This is a genomic window from Klebsiella sp. K5-45, assembly GCF_030128605.1.
Classification (GTDB): Bacteria; Pseudomonadota; Gammaproteobacteria; order Enterobacterales; family Enterobacteriaceae; genus Klebsiella; species Klebsiella quasipneumoniae.
Genome location: NZ_JAKUZW010000005.1, coordinates 263,708 through 279,966 on the forward strand (window position 1 = coordinate 263,708; position 16,259 = coordinate 279,966).

Genomic DNA, 16,259 nt, shown 5'->3' on the forward strand with positions numbered 1-16,259 from the left:
CAACGTTGGCGCCAGAAATAGGTAACAACGCTCCGTTAGCCGCGATAAGGCAAAGGTGAAGAGATGACATCAGTAAGATTGACGAATGCATTACGCGAACAGATTGCCAAAAACGCGCTGGCAAAATCAGGGGTTATCGCAGCTATTGAATCCCTTGACCTTAAACGCCAGGAAGTTGCAAGAGATGCCCGTATCGCTGCTTTTGGCGGTAAAGAGCAGGCTGACAAGGTCGATAAGCAGTATGAAAAGCTTGAGAAATTAGAGGCAGAGCTTCGCAGTGCTGGCGCTTCGCTTCACATTTCTGGAAATCCGCAAAGCTCAATCAATATTGCAATTTCTGGACGACGCCTTGGCTGGTGTTCATACGGAAGAAGCGCTGAGGGGAAAGAAATTTTCCTGGTCACTCCAAACCGTGATCTGTGTCTTTTTGGCGCCGAGCATGAAATCACCAAACGGTTTGATTCAATTATCGACGAAGAGCAAAAGCTCAATTCCAGAAAAAAAGAAATTGAGGCGACTGTTTGGGCTGCTCTGAAATCCGTTACTACGCTGAGTCGCCTTGTAGAGGTGTGGCCTGAAAGCAAAGAGCTGATACCTGAAAACGTTGACAGCGCCAAAGTGACCCTCCCCGCGCTGAAGGTTGACGACCTTAACCGGTTAATTGGTCTACCAACTGAATCGGTAGAAGGCTAATTAGGTTCTTCACAAGTTAAGGGGCGGCAAATGATCCGAGAACATGAAATTCCTGCGTGGCATCGGTTTTGTTTAAAGGTTGCTGTGCTTGTGGTTGCTGTCGGTTGGGTTAGCTACGAATTCTGCTGGGGTGTCGCATGAGCAAACAAGGCATTCGTTCACTGATTTACTGCCTGCTGATCTGCGGCGTTATCTGGACAGCGTTGATTATCAAAATTCTGCACGCTACGGGGGTGTTCAATGGCTAACTCAATTCCTAACAACGGACGCGCCGTGATGATGCGCAATCGCCGCACCGGCGCCGCCTGGCTGGTCAGCTTCGACTATCGCGACGGCAGCTACTGGCATGAGCCGCAGGGAAATCTGCGCCACATCCGCCGGCCATACGCTTCACGCAGCATTGAGCCGAACCTGGTACCAGCCGGGACGCATTAACCGCGCATATCAGCGCACGAATTTAACTGAGCCATCAGGCAGCCATTACGGTGCCGGGATTCTTACAACCAAATTTCAGGAGCGAGCTATGAACGCATACCGCGCATACGACGCTATCGAAGAACGGAAATGGGCTGAGCAGTCGCTCACCGAAGAGAAGCAAAAGTGGATTGACGATCGGGCGCAGGAAATTATCGACGCCCTGCCGAAAGAGCCGTCAGGCCTGTTCCGCTTCTCTGTACCGATGGACAAAAGCCCATACGAAGGCCTCCGCAGCGATGCAGCTGGCGAGGCATATAACGATCTCATCTCGGCAGTAGCTTACGCCCAGGCGGAATACGACTGGGATCACCGCACCGGCTGCCCGTTTTAACTTTGGGGAATAGCAATGGCTAACGAACTTATGATTACAGCCAGCTCTCTTGCTGAGCGAGGAATTGACGGCGCTACCTGGAGCGCCCTCAAGAACAGTATTTATCCTGGCGCCAAGGATGAGTCGGTGATGATGGCGCTGGACTACTGCCGGGCCAGAAACCTCGATCCGCTTCTGAAGCCCGTTCATCTGGTGCCAATGAGCGTTAAGGACTCGAAGTCGGGTAAAAGCGAGTGGCGCGATGTGGTTATGCCTGGCATCGGGCTTTATCGGATTCAGGCCGATCGCTCCGGTGATTACGCTGGCGCAAAAGAACCAGAGTTCGGCCCGGACGTCACTCTGACGCTTACCGGTATTGAGGTGACCGTACCTCAATGGTGCAAATACACGGTCAGCAAGCGCATGCCGAGCGGGGAAATCGTCGAATTCAGCGCGAAAGAATACTGGGTTGAGAACTATGCCACCGCCGGCCGCGACACTACCGCGCCCAACGCAATGTGGAAAAAGCGCCCTTACGGCCAGTTGGCGAAGTGTGCCGAGGCTCAGGCTCTGCGTAAGGCATGGCCTGAAATTGGCCAGCAGCCCACTGCCGAAGAGATGGAAGGTAAAACGCTGGAAGTGGATGCGCGTGACGTAACGCCGCGAACCACGACAGAGGCGCTCCCCCTGGTGGCCAGTGAGGAAACGCTGCAGGCAATTACCGACCTCCTGACTTCCCTGAATAAGGACTGGGAGCAGGACTTCCTGCCTCTGTGCAGCAACATCTTCAAGCGTGACATTTTCCAGGCATCACAGCTCACCGAAGAAGAAGCGCAGAAAGGCTTTAGCTTCCTCCAGAAAAAAGCGCAGGTGGCAGCATGACACCAGAAATTATCCTTGCACGCACTGGCATTGACGTTACCCGCGTTGAGCAGGGTGATGAATCCTGGCACCGATTACGCCTGGGCGTGATCACCGCCTCGGAAGTCCATAACGTCATTTCGAAGCCGAGATCAGGCACCAAGTGGACTGACATGAAAATGTCTTATTTCCACACGCTGCTCGCAGAGGTTTGCACCGGCGCGGCGCCGGAAGTTAACGCCAAGGCGCTGGCCTGGGGGAAACAGTATGAGGCCGACGCTCGCACCCTGTTTGAGTTCACCACCGACGTGAAGGTAATCGAGTCGCCGATCCTTTTCCGTGACGAAGGCATGCGCACCGCCTGCTCACCTGATGGCCTGTGCAGTGATGGCCGCGGCCTTGAGCTGAAGTGCCCTTTCACCTCTCGCGACTTCATGAAATTCCGGCTTGGCGGCTTCGAGGCTATCAAATCCGCCTACATGGCCCAGGTGCAATTCAGCATGTGGGTAACCGGGAAGGATGCCTGGTATTTCGCGAATTATGACCCTCGCATGAAGCGAGAAGGCATTCACCATGTCGTTGTTGAGCGCGACGACAAATACATGTCCGACTTCAACGAAATGGTGCCGGAGTTCATCAGCAAGATGGATGAATCGCTGTCGGAGATCGGTTTCACCTTCGGGGAGCAGTGGAAATGAAACATTACCGCGACGCCATAACCGTAGGAAGAGTGAAGTGCATGTACTCCGTCCTTCATCGTGGCTGGCTAATGCCATGGGGTGAAGTGGTAAGAAACCCGTTAAAGGCTCAGCGGCTGGCTGAAGAGCTGGACACGAAAAGAGGTGCGCAATGACTGATTACGGCGGGTCGAAAACTCCAAAAAATGAACGTGACTACTGGCAAACACCGATTGAAATTTTCAACGCGCTCGACCGCGAGTTTGGCTTCTGGCTGGATGCTGCAGCCTCTGAGAGTAATGCGCTATGCGCTCACTATCTCACTGAGCTGGATGACTCGCTGAACAGTGAATGGACGTCATACGGGGCGATCTGGTGTAACCCGCCCTATTCCGATATCGGACCGTGGGTGGAAAAGGCTGCCGAACAATCCAGAGCGCAGTCTCAGGATGTAGTGATGCTGCTGCCGGCTGACATCTCTACTGGCTGGTTTATTTCAGCCATGCAATCAGCTGATGAACTCAGGCTCATAACCGGCGGCCGTGTTCAGTTTGTTCCGGCATCCGTTACAGGAAAGCGCCAGAGCAACCCCAAAGGCTCGCTCCTGTTTATCTGGCGCCCGTACATCACCCCGCGACACATCATCACGACCGTATCGCTGGCTGAGTTAAAGCGGATCGGGAATCTGGAGGCAGCATGACTCCTGAAGAAAAAGAAAACGCTCTCCGCGCCCAGGCTCGTCGCTGCGCAGAAGAGATAACCAAAGCGATGAGCGTGAAGCCTAAACCGAAGTGGAACGCTGTATGCCCCCCCATCCTTCGCAAGCACTACGAGAAGGTCCGGCCTATGGGTGTCAGTCTGGTGAAATTTGTCAGTGTTATTGGCCGCATGAATGGGCGGTATGGAGTGGAATCATGAAAGAACGCGGAATGATTTTTAACGGGGAGATGGTGCGGGCGCTGCTGAGCGGCCGGAAGACGCAGACCCGGCGGCCTATCAAATGGAAACAGACTCGGTTCACTGAAATTGGTGAGCGCGAAGACGGTAGCAAATGGCCGTGGAGCGAAGATGCAGAGCATGCTTGCGACTTCTGGCACCCATGCCCGTTCGGCGCCGTCGGTGACCGCATCTGGGTGCGTGAAACATGGAATAAATATGGCGGACTCCTCACCTATCGCGCAGACCACGACTGGATTGATGATATGCGCAAGGAAACGGTATGCACAGCCAAGTGGGTGCCATCTATCCACATGCCGCGCTGGGCCAGCCGCATTCTGCTGGAAATCACCGACGTGCGTGTCGAGCGGCTCAACAGTATTAGCCAAGAAGATGCTCAGGCTGAAGGCTTGGAGCTTACCGGATGGCGGCCAACATACTCTGACCCGGATAGCGGCGGCGAGGTTATGACGCCATATGACAACTTTGCGCAGTTGTGGGAATCCATCTACGGCGACGAAAGCTGGAAAGCTAATCCCTGGGTTTGGGTCATTTCGTTTAAGCGCGTTGAAGGCGGTGCAGCATGAGCGCAGAACTCATCGATCAGGCCAACGAGCTGGCAGAGCGCCGGCCGGAAATGACCATCCAGAACATGCGCATCAACCACCACGCAGTTTCGGCTACTCACTGCCGAGACTGCGGGGAAGAGATACCGGCTCGGCGCCGGGAACTGGTGGCGGGATGCCAGCGCTGCGCTGACTGTCAGGAAGAAGAGGAATTACGCGGCAAGCATCGGAGGTGATAAATGCAGACAATTATCCAGATCGAGCCAAACGAATGGGTTTCAGAGGACTTGCTGATGGCGGTCACCGGGATGAAGCGCGGCACTATTACACGGGCCCGTAAATCATCCTGGCTGCTTGGGCGTGAGTATAAGCACGTTTCCCCTGAAGGAGAGCCAAAGCCAACCAGCGAATGCATGTACAACCGCAAAGCGGTAGACGCATGGATTCAGGCTCAAAAGCAACCATTGGGTGATCGGGCGGTATGAAACAGGTAAACTTGCAACGCTCCTGGACGTCGGGAGGGATAAATGAGTAAAGAATCATACCCAACGGGCGTTGAGAACCACGGAAAATCACTCCGCATATGGTTCATTTTTAAAGGTAAGCGTGTCAGGGAAAATCTCGGTGTCCCTGACACCGCTAAAAACAGGAAGGTGGCCGGGGAACTGCGAACTTCAGTTTGTTTCGCTATCCGCATGGGGACCTTTGACTATGCGGCGCAATTCCCCAATTCGCCAAATCTGAAAACTTTCGGCATCTGCAAGAAAGATATCACCGTGAAATTTCTGTCTGAAAAATGGCTGGAGCTGAAACGGCTGGAGATCTGCGCTAATGCTCTGGACCGATATGAATCGGTTGTAAGGAATATGCTGCTGAGGATTGGTGGAAACAAGCTTGCTTCATCCGTGAACAGGGAAGATCTGTTGTATGTCAGGAAAGATATGTTGTCGGGGGGATCGGTGAAGAACGGTTTGAGTGTGGCGACAGCAAACTATTACATGACCACCATGGCGGGGATGTTTCAGTTTGCCGCTGATAATGGTTATATCCGGGAAAACCCATTTAACGGAATCAGGCCGCTTAAAAGGGCCAGGATAGAACCTGATCCACTCACTCGTGACGAATTTATTCGTTTCATAGATGCCTGCCCGCATCAGCAAACGAAAAACCTGTGGTCCGTTGCGGTTTACACAGGATTACGCCACGGTGAGTTGGTCTCCCTTGCATGGGAAGACATAGATCTGAAAGCTGGAACGATGACCATACGCCGAAATTATACGAAACTCGGTGATTTCACTCCACCAAAAACCGAAGCCGGCACCGACAGGGTCGTGCATCTGATCAAACCAGCCATTGACGCTTTGAGGAACCAGGCGGAAATGACCAGACTGGGAAAGCAGTATCAGATTGAGGTACAACTACGGGAGTATGGCCGAACGGCTATTCATGACTGTACATTTGTGTTCAATCCTCAGCTGGTCAGAAAAAGCAGTAACGTTGGTTATCATTACAAGGTTGATTCAATTGGTGACTCATGGGAGGCGGCGCTGAAACGAGCTGGTTTAAGGCATCGCAAAGCATATCAGTCCAGACACACTTATGCCTGCTGGTCACTGTCAGCCGGGGCCAACCCCAGCTTCATTGCGAGCCAGATGGGGCACACAAGCGCCCAAATGGTTTTCAATGTCTACGGCGCCTGGATGGCCGACAGTAACAGCGATCAGATTGCTTTGTTGAACCAGAAATTATCGGACTTTGCCCCACCCATGCCCCAATGCATAGTTATTTGAGAGCAATAAGCTTATATATCAACAAGGTAATTAATCACTCTCGTCATATCACCACGATGCTGGGGATGGTGGAAGCGGGCATCGGCATTGCCGCCGTACCCGCGATGTCAATGCCCGCTGGGGAGCATTCCGTTCTCCGCGCCGTGCCGCTCACCGACCCGGTGGTCACCCGCACGGTAGGCCTGATCCGCCTCAGCGGCCGTATTCAGTCCTACGTAGCGGCAGAGCTGGAGAAGCTGATTATTGAACAGTATCCTTCTGGCTGACCGGCGCAGCGGCGGCCACGCTTCGCATACCGGTGGCGTGGATGGTCTCCTGCGCCGCCGGTGAGGCCAGATAGGTTAGCAGCGCCTTTCCTTCCTGCGGGTGGTCGGCGCTGACGGTCACCGCCCCGGCAAAGCGGGTGATGTACTGCAGGTTATCCGGCAGTTCGCCGACGAAGGTTACTCCGGGCACTGGCAGCAGTTCGCTCACCTGCTGAAAACCGATCGCATAACTTCCCCTCGCCACTTCCGAGGCCACCGGAATACGCTCCACCATCTGCGCTTTGCTCTGCATCGCCTCATCAATGCCCAGGCGGTGGAACAGCGTCGAGCTGACATAGCGTCCGCTGGCGCTGTCGGAGTACGCGACCGACGGGGCAGCCAGCAGCGCCGCCCGCAGCTGGTCTGCGCTGCGGATGGCCGGCAGCGGCGCTCCCGCTTTCACCACCACGCCGATGGGCGAGTCGGCCAGCTCCCGGCGCGAATCCGGCTGCGTTCGGCCCGCTTTCTCAAGGCTGGTCAGCGCGTCGCCGACCATAATCACCACGTCCGCGTGTTCGCCCCGCGCCAGGCGGTTAGGGATCGCCTGCGGCGTTTTCCCCATTGACGGGCCGGGGATCACCACGAGATGGTTGCCAGTTTGTTTTTCCCACGCCGGGGCCAGCTTTTCCAGCGCCGCTTTGAAGCCGCCGGAGATCATCACGGTGACCTCAGCGGACAGCGCGCTGCCGCCGGTGGCAGCCAGCAGCAGCGTGGCCAGCAGGGTTCCTGTCGTTTTACGCATCATCCTCTCCCTGATTAACGTGCCGTCTGCAGCGCGACGGCGCTGCGGCGATAGAGGTAGCAGGTGGCCAGCAGACCGCAGACGGCGGCAAAGCTCATCCAGTAGCCAGGGGAGGCTTTATCACCGGTATATTCGATCAGCGCCGTGGAGATCACCGGCGTGAAGCCGCCAAACACTGCGGTCGCCAGGCTATAGGCCAGCGAGAAGCCTGCCACGCGCACTTCGGCGGGCATAATTTCGGTCAGCGCCGGGATCATCGCCCCGTTGTACATGCCGTAGATAAACGACAGCCACAGCAGCACGCTCAGCATCATCAAAAAGCTCGGCGCGTTCGCCAGCATGGTCAGCGCAGGCCAGGCGGTAGCCAGCGCCAGCAGGGTCATGGCAATCAGCACCGGCCGGCGGCCAAAGCGGTCGGACAGCGCCCCGCCCACCGGCAGCCAGAAGAAGTTGGAAATCGCCACCAGCAGCGTGACCAGCAGGCTGTCAGAGGCGCTGAGCATCAGCACTTTTTTGCCAAAGGTCGGCGCATAGACGGTGATCAGGTAGAACGCGGTGGTGGTCATCGCCACCATCATCATCCCCGCGATGACCACCTGCCAGTTCGCCAGCAGGGTGGCGAACACCTGGCGCATCGCCAGGTGATGGCGGCGGGCAGTAAACTCCTGAGTCTCCTCCAGCTTACGGCGCAGCACAAAAATGAACGGCACGATCAGGCAGCCAAAAAGGAACGGAATACGCCATCCCCAGTCGCTGATGGCGCTCTGCTCCAGTACGGCGTTGAGGGCAAAGCCCATCGCGGCCGCCACCATGATGGCGACCTGCTGGCTGCCCGACTGCCAGCTGGTGTAAAACCCTTTGCGGCCCGGGGTGGCGATCTCGGCCAGATAGACGGATACCCCGCCCAGCTCAGCGCCGGCGGAGAAGCCCTGCAGCAGACGGCCGATCAGCACCAGCCACGGCGCCCACAGGCCAATGGTCTGGTAAGAGGGGATCAGCACGATCAGGAAGGTGCCGGTGGCCATGATCGTCAGGGTCACAATCAGCCCTTTGCGCCGCCCTACCTTGTCGATATAGGCGCCAAGCACGATGGCGCCGATGGGCCGCATCAGAAAGCCGGCGCCAAAGACCGCAAAGGTCATCATCAGCGAGGCGAATTCACTGCTGGCCGGAAAAAAGGTATGTGCGATGTAGGTGGCATAAAACCCGAACAGGAAAAAGTCGAACTGTTCGAGAAAGTTACCGGACGTGACGCGCAGAATGGCGCCGAGCCGATCACGGGTACTCATCAGTGAGGTTGTCGAATGCATGCAGGTCTCCAGTTTGTTATCCACGCGTTGTCGCGCGCCTGTTGCTGAAGACTGAAACAGAACCCGGTATGAAATAAGCGTAATAAACGCATCCATTGATGCAATTTACGCATAAATAACATTTAGCCAATTAACATTACTTTTATATACAATCACTTAACACTTTCTGTACCCTCAGCATCGGTGGTGGAGATGAAAATGTGAGTTTTCCGTTTTGTGACCGAGGCCAGGGTACGCGGTTGCGCCCCCGACGGTATAAGACATGCCCGGTCCGGGACGGTTAACGCGATGCGCAGCGGCGACAGGTTAATAACCTGGATGTGGCCTCAGGGCGCCGGCGCCGCGGCGACGTTCCCCAGCGTCTGCAACAGGGAGATCAGCCAGCGGGTGGCCTCGCGTTTCCCACTGCGTTTATGGGCGTAAATCTTGACGTCAAACGGGGGAACCGGAAACGGCAGCGGGAAAATGGTCAGCCGGGCGGCGCGGGCCATCGTCTCCGCCGCCCGCCGGGGCAGCGCCATCAGCAGATCGCTCTGCTCAATAATAAAGGGGGCGCTCAGCATCGAGGGCGTTTTCACCGCCACCTGCCGCGAATAGCCCTGCCGCTCCAGCTCGCAGTCCAGCACCCCCTGCCGCTCATTCCACGGGGTTACCACCAGATGACGGGCCGCAAGATAGGCGTCCAGGGTCAGCGCCGTGCGGTCAGCCTGACTGATGACCACATATTCGTCCCGCAGCCAGTTGATCTCCTCAAGATCGGGATGGGCTGGCTCGTCAGGGGTGTTGAACCCGAGAGCCAGGTCGACCTCGCCCGCCAGCAGCTCGGTCAGCGCCGGGCTATGGGGCAGATAACGAAGCTCAAACCGCAGCCCGGGCGCCTCCCGCTGCAGGCGGTGCATCAGCGTCGGAAAGACGCAGAATGCGGTGAAATCGGTGATCGCAATCTGCATGCAGTCGGTGCTGGCGCTCGGCACAAACGCCGCCGGCGGCGTCAGCTCCTGATTGAGAAATTTCAGCGCCGAAGCGATAGAGGGCGCCAGCTGGCTGGCATAGACGCTGGGACACATCCGGTGGCCTTCGCGATAGAACAGCGGGTCGTTGAGGGCGCTGCGCAGCCGGGAGAGCGCATGGCTCAGCGCCGAGGTGCTCATCGCCAGCTCTTCCGCTGCCAGGCGCACCGAGCGGGAGCGATAGACCGCGTCAAACACCGGCAGCAGGTTGAGGTCAATCCGGCGCAGGACTGGATGCATAATATTCATCATTTGCTGATTTCATTGCACTTAATTCTTTTCACAATACCGCTTATGCTCTGGGTCAGCAATGTTGCTTTCCTTGATACCATTCAGACAGGACGACCCATGAGCATCACGATCCGCCAGGCCACCCCGGACGACGCCACCGCCATTTACGACATGATTTATGAACTCGCGGTCTACGAGAAAGCCCCCGAAGAGGTGGTGACGACGGCAGAGGAGATCAGAGAGACGCTGTTTGCCAGCAGCAGCAAAACTGAGGCGCTGATCTGCGAAGTGGCGGGCAAAGCGGTGGGCTACGCCGTGTTCTTCACCAGCTACTCCACCTGGCTTGGCCGCAATGGCATCTATATGGAAGATCTGTACGTGACCCCCGACTATCGCGGGATCGGCGCCGGGAAAGCGCTACTGAAAACCATCGCGCAATATGCTGTACAGCGTCAGTGCGGGCGTCTGGAGTGGAGCGTGCTCGACTGGAACCAGCCGGCGATTGATTTCTATCTGAGCATTAGCGCGCAGCCGCAGGATGAGTGGGTGCGTTATCGCCTCACGGGCGATGCGCTGCGGGCCTTTGCGGAGTAAAGCGGCTCGCCAGCAGGTCGCCGCCAGGCGTCGACCTGCTGGCCGTGGATCAGGCTTCGACCGCGCTATTCTGCAGCTGCGGACCGGCCAGCGCCAGACGCGCACCCGCTTCGGTATCGCTGTACTGCTTAAAGTTATCCATAAACAGCTGAGCCAGACTCTCCGCCTTCTCCTGCCACTTATCCGCTGAGCTCCAGCCATTACGCGGATCCAGCACCGCGCTGTCGACTCCCGGAATGCTCTGCGGGATCGCAAGATTGAATACCGGGATGGCCTCATCGCGCAGCGGGCCGGTGGTACCGTTGAAGATTGCGCTAATGATGCTGCGGGTATCGCGCAGCGACAGGCGTTTGCCCTCGCCGTTCCAGCCGGTGTTGACCAGCCAGGCTTCCGCACCGGATTCCGCCATCTTCGCCGCCAGGACGCTGGCGTACTGGGTCGGGTGAAGCAGCAGGAACGCCGCGCCGTAGCAGGCGGAGAAGGTCGGCGTCGGCTGGGTAATGCCACGCTCGGTGCCCGCCAGCTTCGAGGTGAAGCCCGACAGGAAATGGTACTGCATCTGCTCGGTGGTCAGACGGGAGACCGGCGGCAGGACGCCAAACGCGTCAGCGGCAAGGAAAATGACCTTCGACGGATGGCCTGCGCGGGACACCGGCTTGACGATATTGTCGATATGCGACAGCGGATAGGAGACGCGGGTATTCTCGGTTTTGCTGCCGTCGGCATAATCCACGCTGCCGTCGGCGCGCACCACCACGTTTTCCAGCAGCGCATTGCGGCGGATGGCGCCATAAATCTCCGGCTCCGCCTGCGGGTCGAGATTAATGGTCTTGGCGTAGCAGCCGCCTTCGAAGTTAAATACCCCGTCATCGTCCCAGCCGTGCTCGTCATCGCCAATCAGCTGACGATGCGGGTCGGTGGACAGCGTGGTTTTGCCGGTACCGGAGAGGCCGAAGAACAGCGCGACGTCCCCTGCTTCGCCACGGTTGGCCGAGCAGTGCATCGACGCGATGCCTTTCTGCGGCAGCAGGTAGTTCATGACCGAGAACATCCCTTTTTTCATTTCGCCGCCGTACCAGGTGCCGCCGATGAGCTGAATACGCTCGCTCAGGTTAAAGGCGACGAAGTTCTCGGAGTTCATGCCCTGCGCCTGCCAGTTGGCATTGGTGCAGCCGGCGCCGTTGAGCACCACGAAGTCTGGCGTAAAGCTGGCCAGCTCGTCGGCGCTCGGCACGATAAACATGTTTTTGACAAAGTGGGCCTGCCACGCCACCTCGGTAACGAAGCGCACGCCAAGGCGGGTGTCCGGGCTGGCGCCGCACCAGGCGTCGATGATGTACAGTTTTTTGCCGCTCAGCTGGCCTGCGACCAGGCTTTTCAGGCTGCGCCACACGTCTGGCGATAATGGCTTATTGTCATTGCGGCCGAGGCCGGAGTCAGCCCACCATACGGTGTCGCGAGTCTGCTCGTCTCTGACGATATATTTATCGCGCGGCGAGCGGCCGGTGAAGATACCGGTATCCACTGCCACAGCGCCAGAGTCGGTCATCACGCCGCGGGCCGCGCCGGTCAGCTCAGGGGAGGTTTCATGTGCAATAAGCAAATCGTAATCAGGGTTGTAAAACAATTCGCCGCTTGCATTAATCCCCAGCTCCTGCAGAGCCATTTTTACTGATTCAATTTGTTGTGACATGGAACTCCTGACAAACTATTTAAGGTAAGAGGCCTGGGTTATTCATTGCTTTCGTCTTCGTCGCCCGCTATTGAATAAGATAATTCCGGGGCAATGAAATAAAGCAATAAATAACCGTGAGTCGCGATTTCATATCGTGCTCATGTAGGGTTGCCGATACGCATTCATAAATCTCAACTTTCCAAAAAATGTTAACACCTGTCGATAATTATGTTAATTGCATAGTTTCTATGCGCTATGCTAAAATTGCATAGCCTTTATTGCGTTTTTGAGGACTGGATCGGTGTTGGCAAATCTGGAAGTAAAATGGCTGTATGATGTGATTGCCCTCGAGGAGTCGCGCAGCTTTACCCTGGCGGCCAAAGCCCGCAACATCTCGCAGTCCTCGTTCAGCCGACGCATCCAGTCGCTGGAGGCTTCCCTCGGATTCAGCATCTTCGATCGCAGCGCCAACCCTCTGCAGCTGACCAACCGCGGGAAAATTTTTGTCGGCTATGCGCGAAATATGCTCGATGACATGGATTTTCAGATCAGCCGTATTAAAGGCTTAAATAACACTACCCAGAAAATAAGAATCGACGCGGCCCCTTCGCTGTCGGTGTTATTACTGCCCGAGATCATCGCCGGTTACACCGACCGTAAAAATAAGACTTTTCATGTTGAATCGATTAACGTCAACGACGCCGTATTTAACCTGAAAGAGGGAAAAAGCGATTTTATCCTCTCCTTCTATAATGAAGAATTGATGAACTATCCGTTTATTAATCATAAAATTTTTGATTCTTATCTGCACCTGGTCTCTCCCTGCGACGAACATGGCCGGCCGCTGTTTCATTTACATCGCGGCGTGCTGCCGCTGATGAAATACGCCAACGACAGCTATATGGGGCGCCAGGTGAACCAGGTGATCGACCGCACGCCGGAGATCACCTTCTCTCTCACCTTTGTCTCTTCCATGAGCGAGCTGCTCAAGCGCATGATCCTCAATGGCGACGGCGTGGGCTGGCTGCCGCAGTACTCTATTCAGCGCGAGCTGGACGAAGGCCGACTGACGATCCTCGATGAGAGCCTGTCGCTGCCGATCGGCGCCTGGCTCTACCGCTCCGGCTCGCGGCTTAACCAGGCCGCCGAACGTTTCTGGCAGCACATTAAAACCCGTAACGAAGCGCAGGATTAACTCTCTCAGCCGCTGATCCCCAGATACGCCTTACGCACCTCCGGGTCGTTGAGCAGCGCCTGGCCGCTACCGCTCAGGCGGATCTGGCCGTTCACCATCACGTAGGCGCGGTCCGACAGGTTGAGGGCATGGCGGGCGTTCTGCTCCACCAGAAACAGCGTCATCCCCTGGGCCGTCAGCTCGCGCAGGATCTGAAATATCTGCTTCACCACCAGCGGCGCCAGTCCCAGGCTCGGCTCATCCAGCAGCAGCAGGCGCGGCCGGCTCATCAGCGCCCTGGCGATGGCCAGCATCTGCTGTTCGCCGCCGGAGAGGGTCATCGCCCGCTGTCCCCGCCGCTCTTCCAGCCGGGGGAACAGCTGGTACATCCGGGCCTTGTCCTCGGCCTGATAGCGGTTGCCAATGGCAATAGTCCCCATCAGCAGATTCTCCTCGACGGTCATATCGGGAAAGATGCGCCGCCCTTCCGGGGCCTGGGCGATGCCGTTGCTGGCGATAAAGTGGGTCGATTTCCGGCTGATCGCCTCCCCGCGATAGAAAATCTCCCCGCCGGCAATACGCGGCTGCCCGAATACCGACATCAGCAGCGTCGATTTACCCGCGCCGTTGGCGCCAATCAGCGCCACCGTCTCCCCCTCGTTGACGGTCAGGGAGACCTGCTTCAGGGCCTGGATCGGCCCGTAGAAGACATCCACCTCATCAAAGGCAAGCAGTGGCTGGCTCATCGGCGCGTCTCCTCTTCCTCAGCGCCAAGATAGGCGGCAATCACGCTGGCGTTGGCCTGGATCGCCTGCGGCGCGCCGCGGGCGATGACGTCCCCGTGGTCGAGCACGATGATATGATCCGAAATCTCCATCACCATCCCCATATCATGTTCGATCAATAGCACCGTGATGCCGTGCTGCTGACGCAGAAAGCGGATAATCCGGCTCAGCGCCTGGGTTTCCACCGGGTTGAGTCCGGCCGCCGGCTCATCCAGACAGATCATCTCCGGGCGGGTGCACATGGCGCGGGCGATCTCCAGCCGCCGCTGCTGTCCGTAGGAAAGCGTTCCCGCCAGACGGTTGGCACAGTCCACCATATCCACCACCTCCAGCCAGTAAAAAGCGCGATCCAGCGCCTGACTCTCCGCCTGCCGATAGCCGCGAGTATTGAGGATCCCGGCCAGCAGATGGCGGTTAACCTGGGTATGCTGGGCCACCAGCAGGTTCTCAATCACCGACATCTCGCGGAACAGGCGAATATTCTGGAAGGTACGCGCCAGGCCGGCACGGTTCACCAGATGGGTGCCGCCGAACATCTTGTAATAGATCCGCCGCCCCAGCTGCGCCGGGTGGAGAAAATCGTCCGGGTGAAGCTTTTGCCCCAGCACCTGAATGACATCGGTGACCTTTTCCCGCGCCCGCAGCACGATGCTCCCCCCCGTCGCCCGATAAAAGCCGGTCAGGCAGTTAAATACCGTGGTTTTGCCCGCGCCGTTGGGGCCGATCAGGGCGGTGATCGACCCCCGCTCCACCTCCAGATTGACGTCATTCAGCGCTTTGATGCCGCCGAAATGCATCATCAGATGCTCAACGCGTAAGATGCTGTCGGTCATGGCGCGACTCCTTTTCGCCACGCTACCCCGCTGCGGCTGGTGCGCACCAGGCCGCGCGGCCGCCAGATCATCATCATCACCATCAGTACGCCAAACAGCAGCACGCGATATTCGTCAAACCCGCGCAGCAGCTCCGGGGTGACCGTCAGGACAAACGCCGCCAGCACCACCCCCAGGGTGGAGCCCATTCCTCCCAGCACCACAATCGCCAGGATCAGCGCCGACTCAAAAAAGGTGAACGACGTCGGGTTAACAAATCCCTGATAGCTGGCGAAGAACACCCCGGCGATGCCGGCGGTCGACGCGCCGAGCATAAACGCCGAGAGCTTGACCAGCACGTGGTTGAGCCCCATCGCCCGACAGGCGATCTCATCCTCGCGCAGCGCCTCCCAGGCGCGGCCGATGGGCATCCGCGTCAGGCGATGCTTCACCAGCAGCACCAGCATCACCACCAGGCACAGCACGGCGTAGAGAAAGATGAATTTCAGGTTGGGGTTGTAACTGACGTGGAAGAACTCATGGACGGGGATGCCGCCATCCTTAGCCCGGCGGGTAAATTCGAGGCCAAACAGCGTAGGGGACGGCACCGGTACGCCGTTAGGGCCGCCGGTGAAGCTCACCCAGTTGTTGAGCACCAGGCGGATAATTTCGCCAAAGCCGAGGGTGACGATAGCCAGGTAGTCGCCATGCATGCGCAACACCGGAAAGCCGAGCAATGCCCCGGCGAGGGCCGCCATCACCGCCCCCAGCGGCAGCATCGCCCAGAAGCCGAGCCCGAGGTACTGGTAGCCCAGCGCCAGGCCGTAGGCGCCGATGGCATAGAACGCCACATAGCCCAGATCGAGCAGCCCCGCGAGCCCCACGACGATATTCAGCCCCAGGCCGAGCAGGACGTAGATCAGCCCAAGGATGGCCACGGTCAGCAGATATTTTGTGGCGAGAAACGGAAAGACAATGGCCAGGCCCACCAGCATCGGCATTATCCAGCGCAGCCGCGAGCGGTAGCCCGGCGGCCGGACGTACACCCCGTCATCCGCCCCCTCAAAGCGGGCAATAAAGGCTTTTCCCCGGTGGCTCTGCAGCAGCAGGCTGAGCGCCAGCCTGCCGGCCATCACCACCGCCACCAGGATCGCCACCCGCGCGGGCGCGAGGGTAAAGCCATACCCTTTGAGCACCACGCCGACGATCGGGCCAAAGACAATTAATGCGCAAAGACCGGCCAGCACGCTGTCGATCAGCGCGCTTTTGATTTCCCGCGCAGGCTGGCGCGTCAGTTCACCCATAGAGCCC

The 16,259-nt window shown here is 57.7% G+C and carries 22 protein-coding genes and 1 pseudogene; 16 read left to right on the top strand and 7 right to left on the bottom strand.

Annotation, left to right across the window (positions count from 1 at the left end; all coding sequences use genetic code 11):
• The first annotated feature begins 63 nt into the window (after nucleotides 1-63).
• From MKS11_RS12900 to MKS11_RS12965, 14 genes and pseudogenes are all read left to right on the top strand, one after another.
• Nucleotides 64-693: an Nmad5 family putative nucleotide modification protein gene (locus MKS11_RS12900; protein ID WP_065953849.1), complete on the top strand. Its 630-nt coding sequence runs from the start codon at nucleotides 64-66 to the stop codon at nucleotides 691-693.
• 122 nt (nucleotides 694-815) lie between these two features.
• Nucleotides 816-941, top strand: coding sequence for a hypothetical protein (locus tag MKS11_RS12905; protein ID WP_020805577.1), 126 nt, complete (start codon nucleotides 816-818; stop codon nucleotides 939-941).
• Nucleotides 934-1,128, top strand: coding sequence for a hypothetical protein (locus tag MKS11_RS12910; RefSeq protein WP_004151303.1), 195 nt, complete (start codon nucleotides 934-936; stop codon nucleotides 1,126-1,128). The genes MKS11_RS12905 and MKS11_RS12910 overlap by 8 nt, the downstream gene beginning before the upstream one ends.
• 88 nt (nucleotides 1,129-1,216) lie before the next feature.
• Complete coding sequence (gene gamL / locus MKS11_RS12915) at nucleotides 1,217-1,501, top strand: host nuclease inhibitor GamL (RefSeq protein ID WP_016529276.1); 285 nt, start codon at nucleotides 1,217-1,219, stop codon at nucleotides 1,499-1,501.
• A gap of 15 nt (nucleotides 1,502-1,516) precedes the next feature.
• Complete coding sequence (gene bet / locus MKS11_RS12920; RefSeq protein ID WP_284109579.1) at nucleotides 1,517-2,362, top strand: phage recombination protein Bet; 846 nt, start codon at nucleotides 1,517-1,519, stop codon at nucleotides 2,360-2,362.
• Nucleotides 2,359-3,039: a lambda exonuclease family protein gene (locus MKS11_RS12925; RefSeq protein ID WP_284109580.1), complete on the top strand. Its 681-nt coding sequence runs from the start codon at nucleotides 2,359-2,361 to the stop codon at nucleotides 3,037-3,039. Before bet ends, MKS11_RS12925 begins: the two co-directional genes overlap by 4 nt.
• The gene (locus MKS11_RS12930) at nucleotides 3,036-3,194 is read left to right on the top strand and encodes a DUF1317 family protein (RefSeq protein WP_284109581.1); all 159 of its coding nucleotides are present in this window, start codon (nucleotides 3,036-3,038) and stop codon (nucleotides 3,192-3,194) included. Before MKS11_RS12925 ends, MKS11_RS12930 begins: the two co-directional genes overlap by 4 nt.
• The gene (locus MKS11_RS12935) at nucleotides 3,191-3,718 is read left to right on the top strand and encodes a phage N-6-adenine-methyltransferase (RefSeq protein ID WP_284109582.1); all 528 of its coding nucleotides are present in this window, start codon (nucleotides 3,191-3,193) and stop codon (nucleotides 3,716-3,718) included. The genes MKS11_RS12930 and MKS11_RS12935 overlap by 4 nt, the downstream gene beginning before the upstream one ends.
• Nucleotides 3,715-3,936, top strand: coding sequence for a hypothetical protein (locus tag MKS11_RS12940; RefSeq protein ID WP_016529280.1), 222 nt, complete (start codon nucleotides 3,715-3,717; stop codon nucleotides 3,934-3,936). The genes MKS11_RS12935 and MKS11_RS12940 overlap by 4 nt, the downstream gene beginning before the upstream one ends.
• Entirely contained in the window at nucleotides 3,933-4,541 is a 609-nt protein-coding gene (locus tag MKS11_RS12945; RefSeq protein WP_284109583.1) for a hypothetical protein, read from the top strand. The genes MKS11_RS12940 and MKS11_RS12945 overlap by 4 nt, the downstream gene beginning before the upstream one ends.
• The gene (locus tag MKS11_RS12950; RefSeq protein WP_284109584.1) at nucleotides 4,538-4,756 is read left to right on the top strand and encodes a TraR/DksA C4-type zinc finger protein; all 219 of its coding nucleotides are present in this window, start codon (nucleotides 4,538-4,540) and stop codon (nucleotides 4,754-4,756) included. The genes MKS11_RS12945 and MKS11_RS12950 overlap by 4 nt, the downstream gene beginning before the upstream one ends.
• A 3-nt stretch (nucleotides 4,757-4,759) precedes the next feature.
• Nucleotides 4,760-5,005 carry an excisionase family protein gene (locus MKS11_RS12955; RefSeq protein WP_023283988.1) on the top strand — a complete coding sequence of 82 codons (246 nt, stop codon included), beginning with the start codon at nucleotides 4,760-4,762 and terminating at the stop codon, nucleotides 5,003-5,005.
• Between the two features lie 42 nt (nucleotides 5,006-5,047).
• Entirely contained in the window at nucleotides 5,048-6,310 is a 1,263-nt protein-coding gene (locus MKS11_RS12960; RefSeq protein ID WP_047718826.1) for a site-specific integrase, read from the top strand.
• A gap of 29 nt (nucleotides 6,311-6,339) precedes the next feature.
• Nucleotides 6,340-6,576, top strand: a pseudogene (locus MKS11_RS12965) (LysR substrate-binding domain-containing protein); the annotation flags it as partial.
• Here the strand turns inward: MKS11_RS12965 and MKS11_RS12970 are convergent.
• From MKS11_RS12970 to MKS11_RS12980, 3 genes are all read right to left on the bottom strand, one after another.
• On the bottom strand, nucleotides 6,551-7,360 hold the full coding sequence (locus MKS11_RS12970; RefSeq protein WP_163620393.1) for a substrate-binding domain-containing protein: 810 nt from the start codon (nucleotides 7,358-7,360) through the stop codon (nucleotides 6,551-6,553). The pseudogene MKS11_RS12965 and the gene MKS11_RS12970 overlap by 26 nt on opposite strands.
• Nucleotides 7,361-7,371: 11 nt before the next feature.
• Nucleotides 7,372-8,667 carry an MFS transporter gene (locus tag MKS11_RS12975; protein ID WP_284109585.1) on the bottom strand — a complete coding sequence of 432 codons (1,296 nt, stop codon included), beginning with the start codon at nucleotides 8,665-8,667 and terminating at the stop codon, nucleotides 7,372-7,374.
• Between the two features lie 326 nt (nucleotides 8,668-8,993).
• A complete protein-coding gene (locus MKS11_RS12980) occupies nucleotides 8,994-9,926 on the bottom strand; it encodes a LysR family transcriptional regulator (RefSeq protein ID WP_025999206.1) in 933 nt (310 codons plus the stop codon).
• 99 nt (nucleotides 9,927-10,025) lie between these two features.
• Here MKS11_RS12980 and MKS11_RS12985 point away from each other — a divergent pair, with 99 nt between their 5' ends.
• Nucleotides 10,026-10,502, top strand: a complete 477-nt coding sequence (locus MKS11_RS12985) for a GNAT family N-acetyltransferase (RefSeq protein ID WP_087771227.1) — start codon at nucleotides 10,026-10,028, stop codon at nucleotides 10,500-10,502.
• 49 nt (nucleotides 10,503-10,551) lie between these two features.
• Here MKS11_RS12985 and pckA read toward each other — a convergent pair whose 3' ends face one another.
• Entirely contained in the window at nucleotides 10,552-12,195 is a 1,644-nt protein-coding gene (gene pckA / locus MKS11_RS12990; protein WP_087771226.1) for a phosphoenolpyruvate carboxykinase (ATP), read from the bottom strand.
• Between the two features lie 283 nt (nucleotides 12,196-12,478).
• On the opposite strand from pckA, the gene MKS11_RS12995 reads away from it, so the two are divergent.
• Nucleotides 12,479-13,372, top strand: coding sequence for a LysR substrate-binding domain-containing protein (locus MKS11_RS12995; RefSeq protein WP_004203253.1), 894 nt, complete (start codon nucleotides 12,479-12,481; stop codon nucleotides 13,370-13,372).
• Between the two features lie 5 nt (nucleotides 13,373-13,377).
• On the opposite strand, the gene MKS11_RS13000 is transcribed toward MKS11_RS12995, so the two are convergent.
• Genes MKS11_RS13000 through livM form a run of 3 tightly spaced genes read right to left on the bottom strand, consistent with a single transcriptional unit; the run spans nucleotide 13,378 to nucleotide 16,252 of the window.
• Nucleotides 13,378-14,097, bottom strand: coding sequence for an ABC transporter ATP-binding protein (locus MKS11_RS13000; protein WP_023290181.1), 720 nt, complete (start codon nucleotides 14,095-14,097; stop codon nucleotides 13,378-13,380).
• Nucleotides 14,094-14,969 (bottom strand): ABC transporter ATP-binding protein, encoded by an 876-nt coding sequence (locus tag MKS11_RS13005; protein ID WP_004203255.1) that lies wholly within the window; start codon nucleotides 14,967-14,969, stop codon nucleotides 14,094-14,096. Before MKS11_RS13005 ends, MKS11_RS13000 begins: the two co-directional genes overlap by 4 nt.
• Complete coding sequence (livM, locus tag MKS11_RS13010; protein ID WP_004203256.1) at nucleotides 14,966-16,252, bottom strand: high-affinity branched-chain amino acid ABC transporter permease LivM; 1,287 nt, start codon at nucleotides 16,250-16,252, stop codon at nucleotides 14,966-14,968. The genes MKS11_RS13005 and livM overlap by 4 nt, the downstream gene beginning before the upstream one ends.
• Between the last annotated feature and the right edge of the window lie 7 nt (nucleotides 16,253-16,259).

What these genes read in the sequence shown, in the direction of transcription:
- MKS11_RS12900 (WP_065953849.1), top strand. Translation starts at nt 64, where the DNA reads ATGACATCAGTAAGATTGACGAATGCATTACGCGAACAGATTGCCAAA.
- MKS11_RS12910 (WP_004151303.1), top strand. Translation starts at nt 934, where the DNA reads ATGGCTAACTCAATTCCTAACAACGGACGCGCCGTGATGATGCGCAAT.
- gamL (WP_016529276.1), top strand. Translation starts at nt 1,217, where the DNA reads ATGAACGCATACCGCGCATACGACGCTATCGAAGAACGGAAATGGGCT.
- bet (WP_284109579.1), top strand. Translation starts at nt 1,517, where the DNA reads ATGGCTAACGAACTTATGATTACAGCCAGCTCTCTTGCTGAGCGAGGA.
- MKS11_RS12925 (WP_284109580.1), top strand. Translation starts at nt 2,359, where the DNA reads ATGACACCAGAAATTATCCTTGCACGCACTGGCATTGACGTTACCCGC.
- MKS11_RS12930 (WP_284109581.1), top strand. Translation starts at nt 3,036, where the DNA reads ATGAAACATTACCGCGACGCCATAACCGTAGGAAGAGTGAAGTGCATG.
- MKS11_RS12935 (WP_284109582.1), top strand. Translation starts at nt 3,191, where the DNA reads ATGACTGATTACGGCGGGTCGAAAACTCCAAAAAATGAACGTGACTAC.
- MKS11_RS12940 (WP_016529280.1), top strand. Translation starts at nt 3,715, where the DNA reads ATGACTCCTGAAGAAAAAGAAAACGCTCTCCGCGCCCAGGCTCGTCGC.
- MKS11_RS12945 (WP_284109583.1), top strand. Translation starts at nt 3,933, where the DNA reads ATGAAAGAACGCGGAATGATTTTTAACGGGGAGATGGTGCGGGCGCTG.
- MKS11_RS12950 (WP_284109584.1), top strand. Translation starts at nt 4,538, where the DNA reads ATGAGCGCAGAACTCATCGATCAGGCCAACGAGCTGGCAGAGCGCCGG.
- MKS11_RS12955 (WP_023283988.1), top strand. Translation starts at nt 4,760, where the DNA reads ATGCAGACAATTATCCAGATCGAGCCAAACGAATGGGTTTCAGAGGAC.
- MKS11_RS12960 (WP_047718826.1), top strand. Translation starts at nt 5,048, where the DNA reads ATGAGTAAAGAATCATACCCAACGGGCGTTGAGAACCACGGAAAATCA.
- MKS11_RS12970 (WP_163620393.1), bottom strand. Translation starts at nt 7,360, where the DNA reads ATGATGCGTAAAACGACAGGAACCCTGCTGGCCACGCTGCTGCTGGCT.
- MKS11_RS12975 (WP_284109585.1), bottom strand. Translation starts at nt 8,667, where the DNA reads ATGCATTCGACAACCTCACTGATGAGTACCCGTGATCGGCTCGGCGCC.
- MKS11_RS12980 (WP_025999206.1), bottom strand. Translation starts at nt 9,926, where the DNA reads ATGAATATTATGCATCCAGTCCTGCGCCGGATTGACCTCAACCTGCTG.
- MKS11_RS12985 (WP_087771227.1), top strand. Translation starts at nt 10,026, where the DNA reads ATGAGCATCACGATCCGCCAGGCCACCCCGGACGACGCCACCGCCATT.
- pckA (WP_087771226.1), bottom strand. Translation starts at nt 12,195, where the DNA reads ATGTCACAACAAATTGAATCAGTAAAAATGGCTCTGCAGGAGCTGGGG.
- MKS11_RS13000 (WP_023290181.1), bottom strand. Translation starts at nt 14,097, where the DNA reads ATGAGCCAGCCACTGCTTGCCTTTGATGAGGTGGATGTCTTCTACGGG.
- MKS11_RS13005 (WP_004203255.1), bottom strand. Translation starts at nt 14,969, where the DNA reads ATGACCGACAGCATCTTACGCGTTGAGCATCTGATGATGCATTTCGGC.
- livM (WP_004203256.1), bottom strand. Translation starts at nt 16,252, where the DNA reads ATGGGTGAACTGACGCGCCAGCCTGCGCGGGAAATCAAAAGCGCGCTG.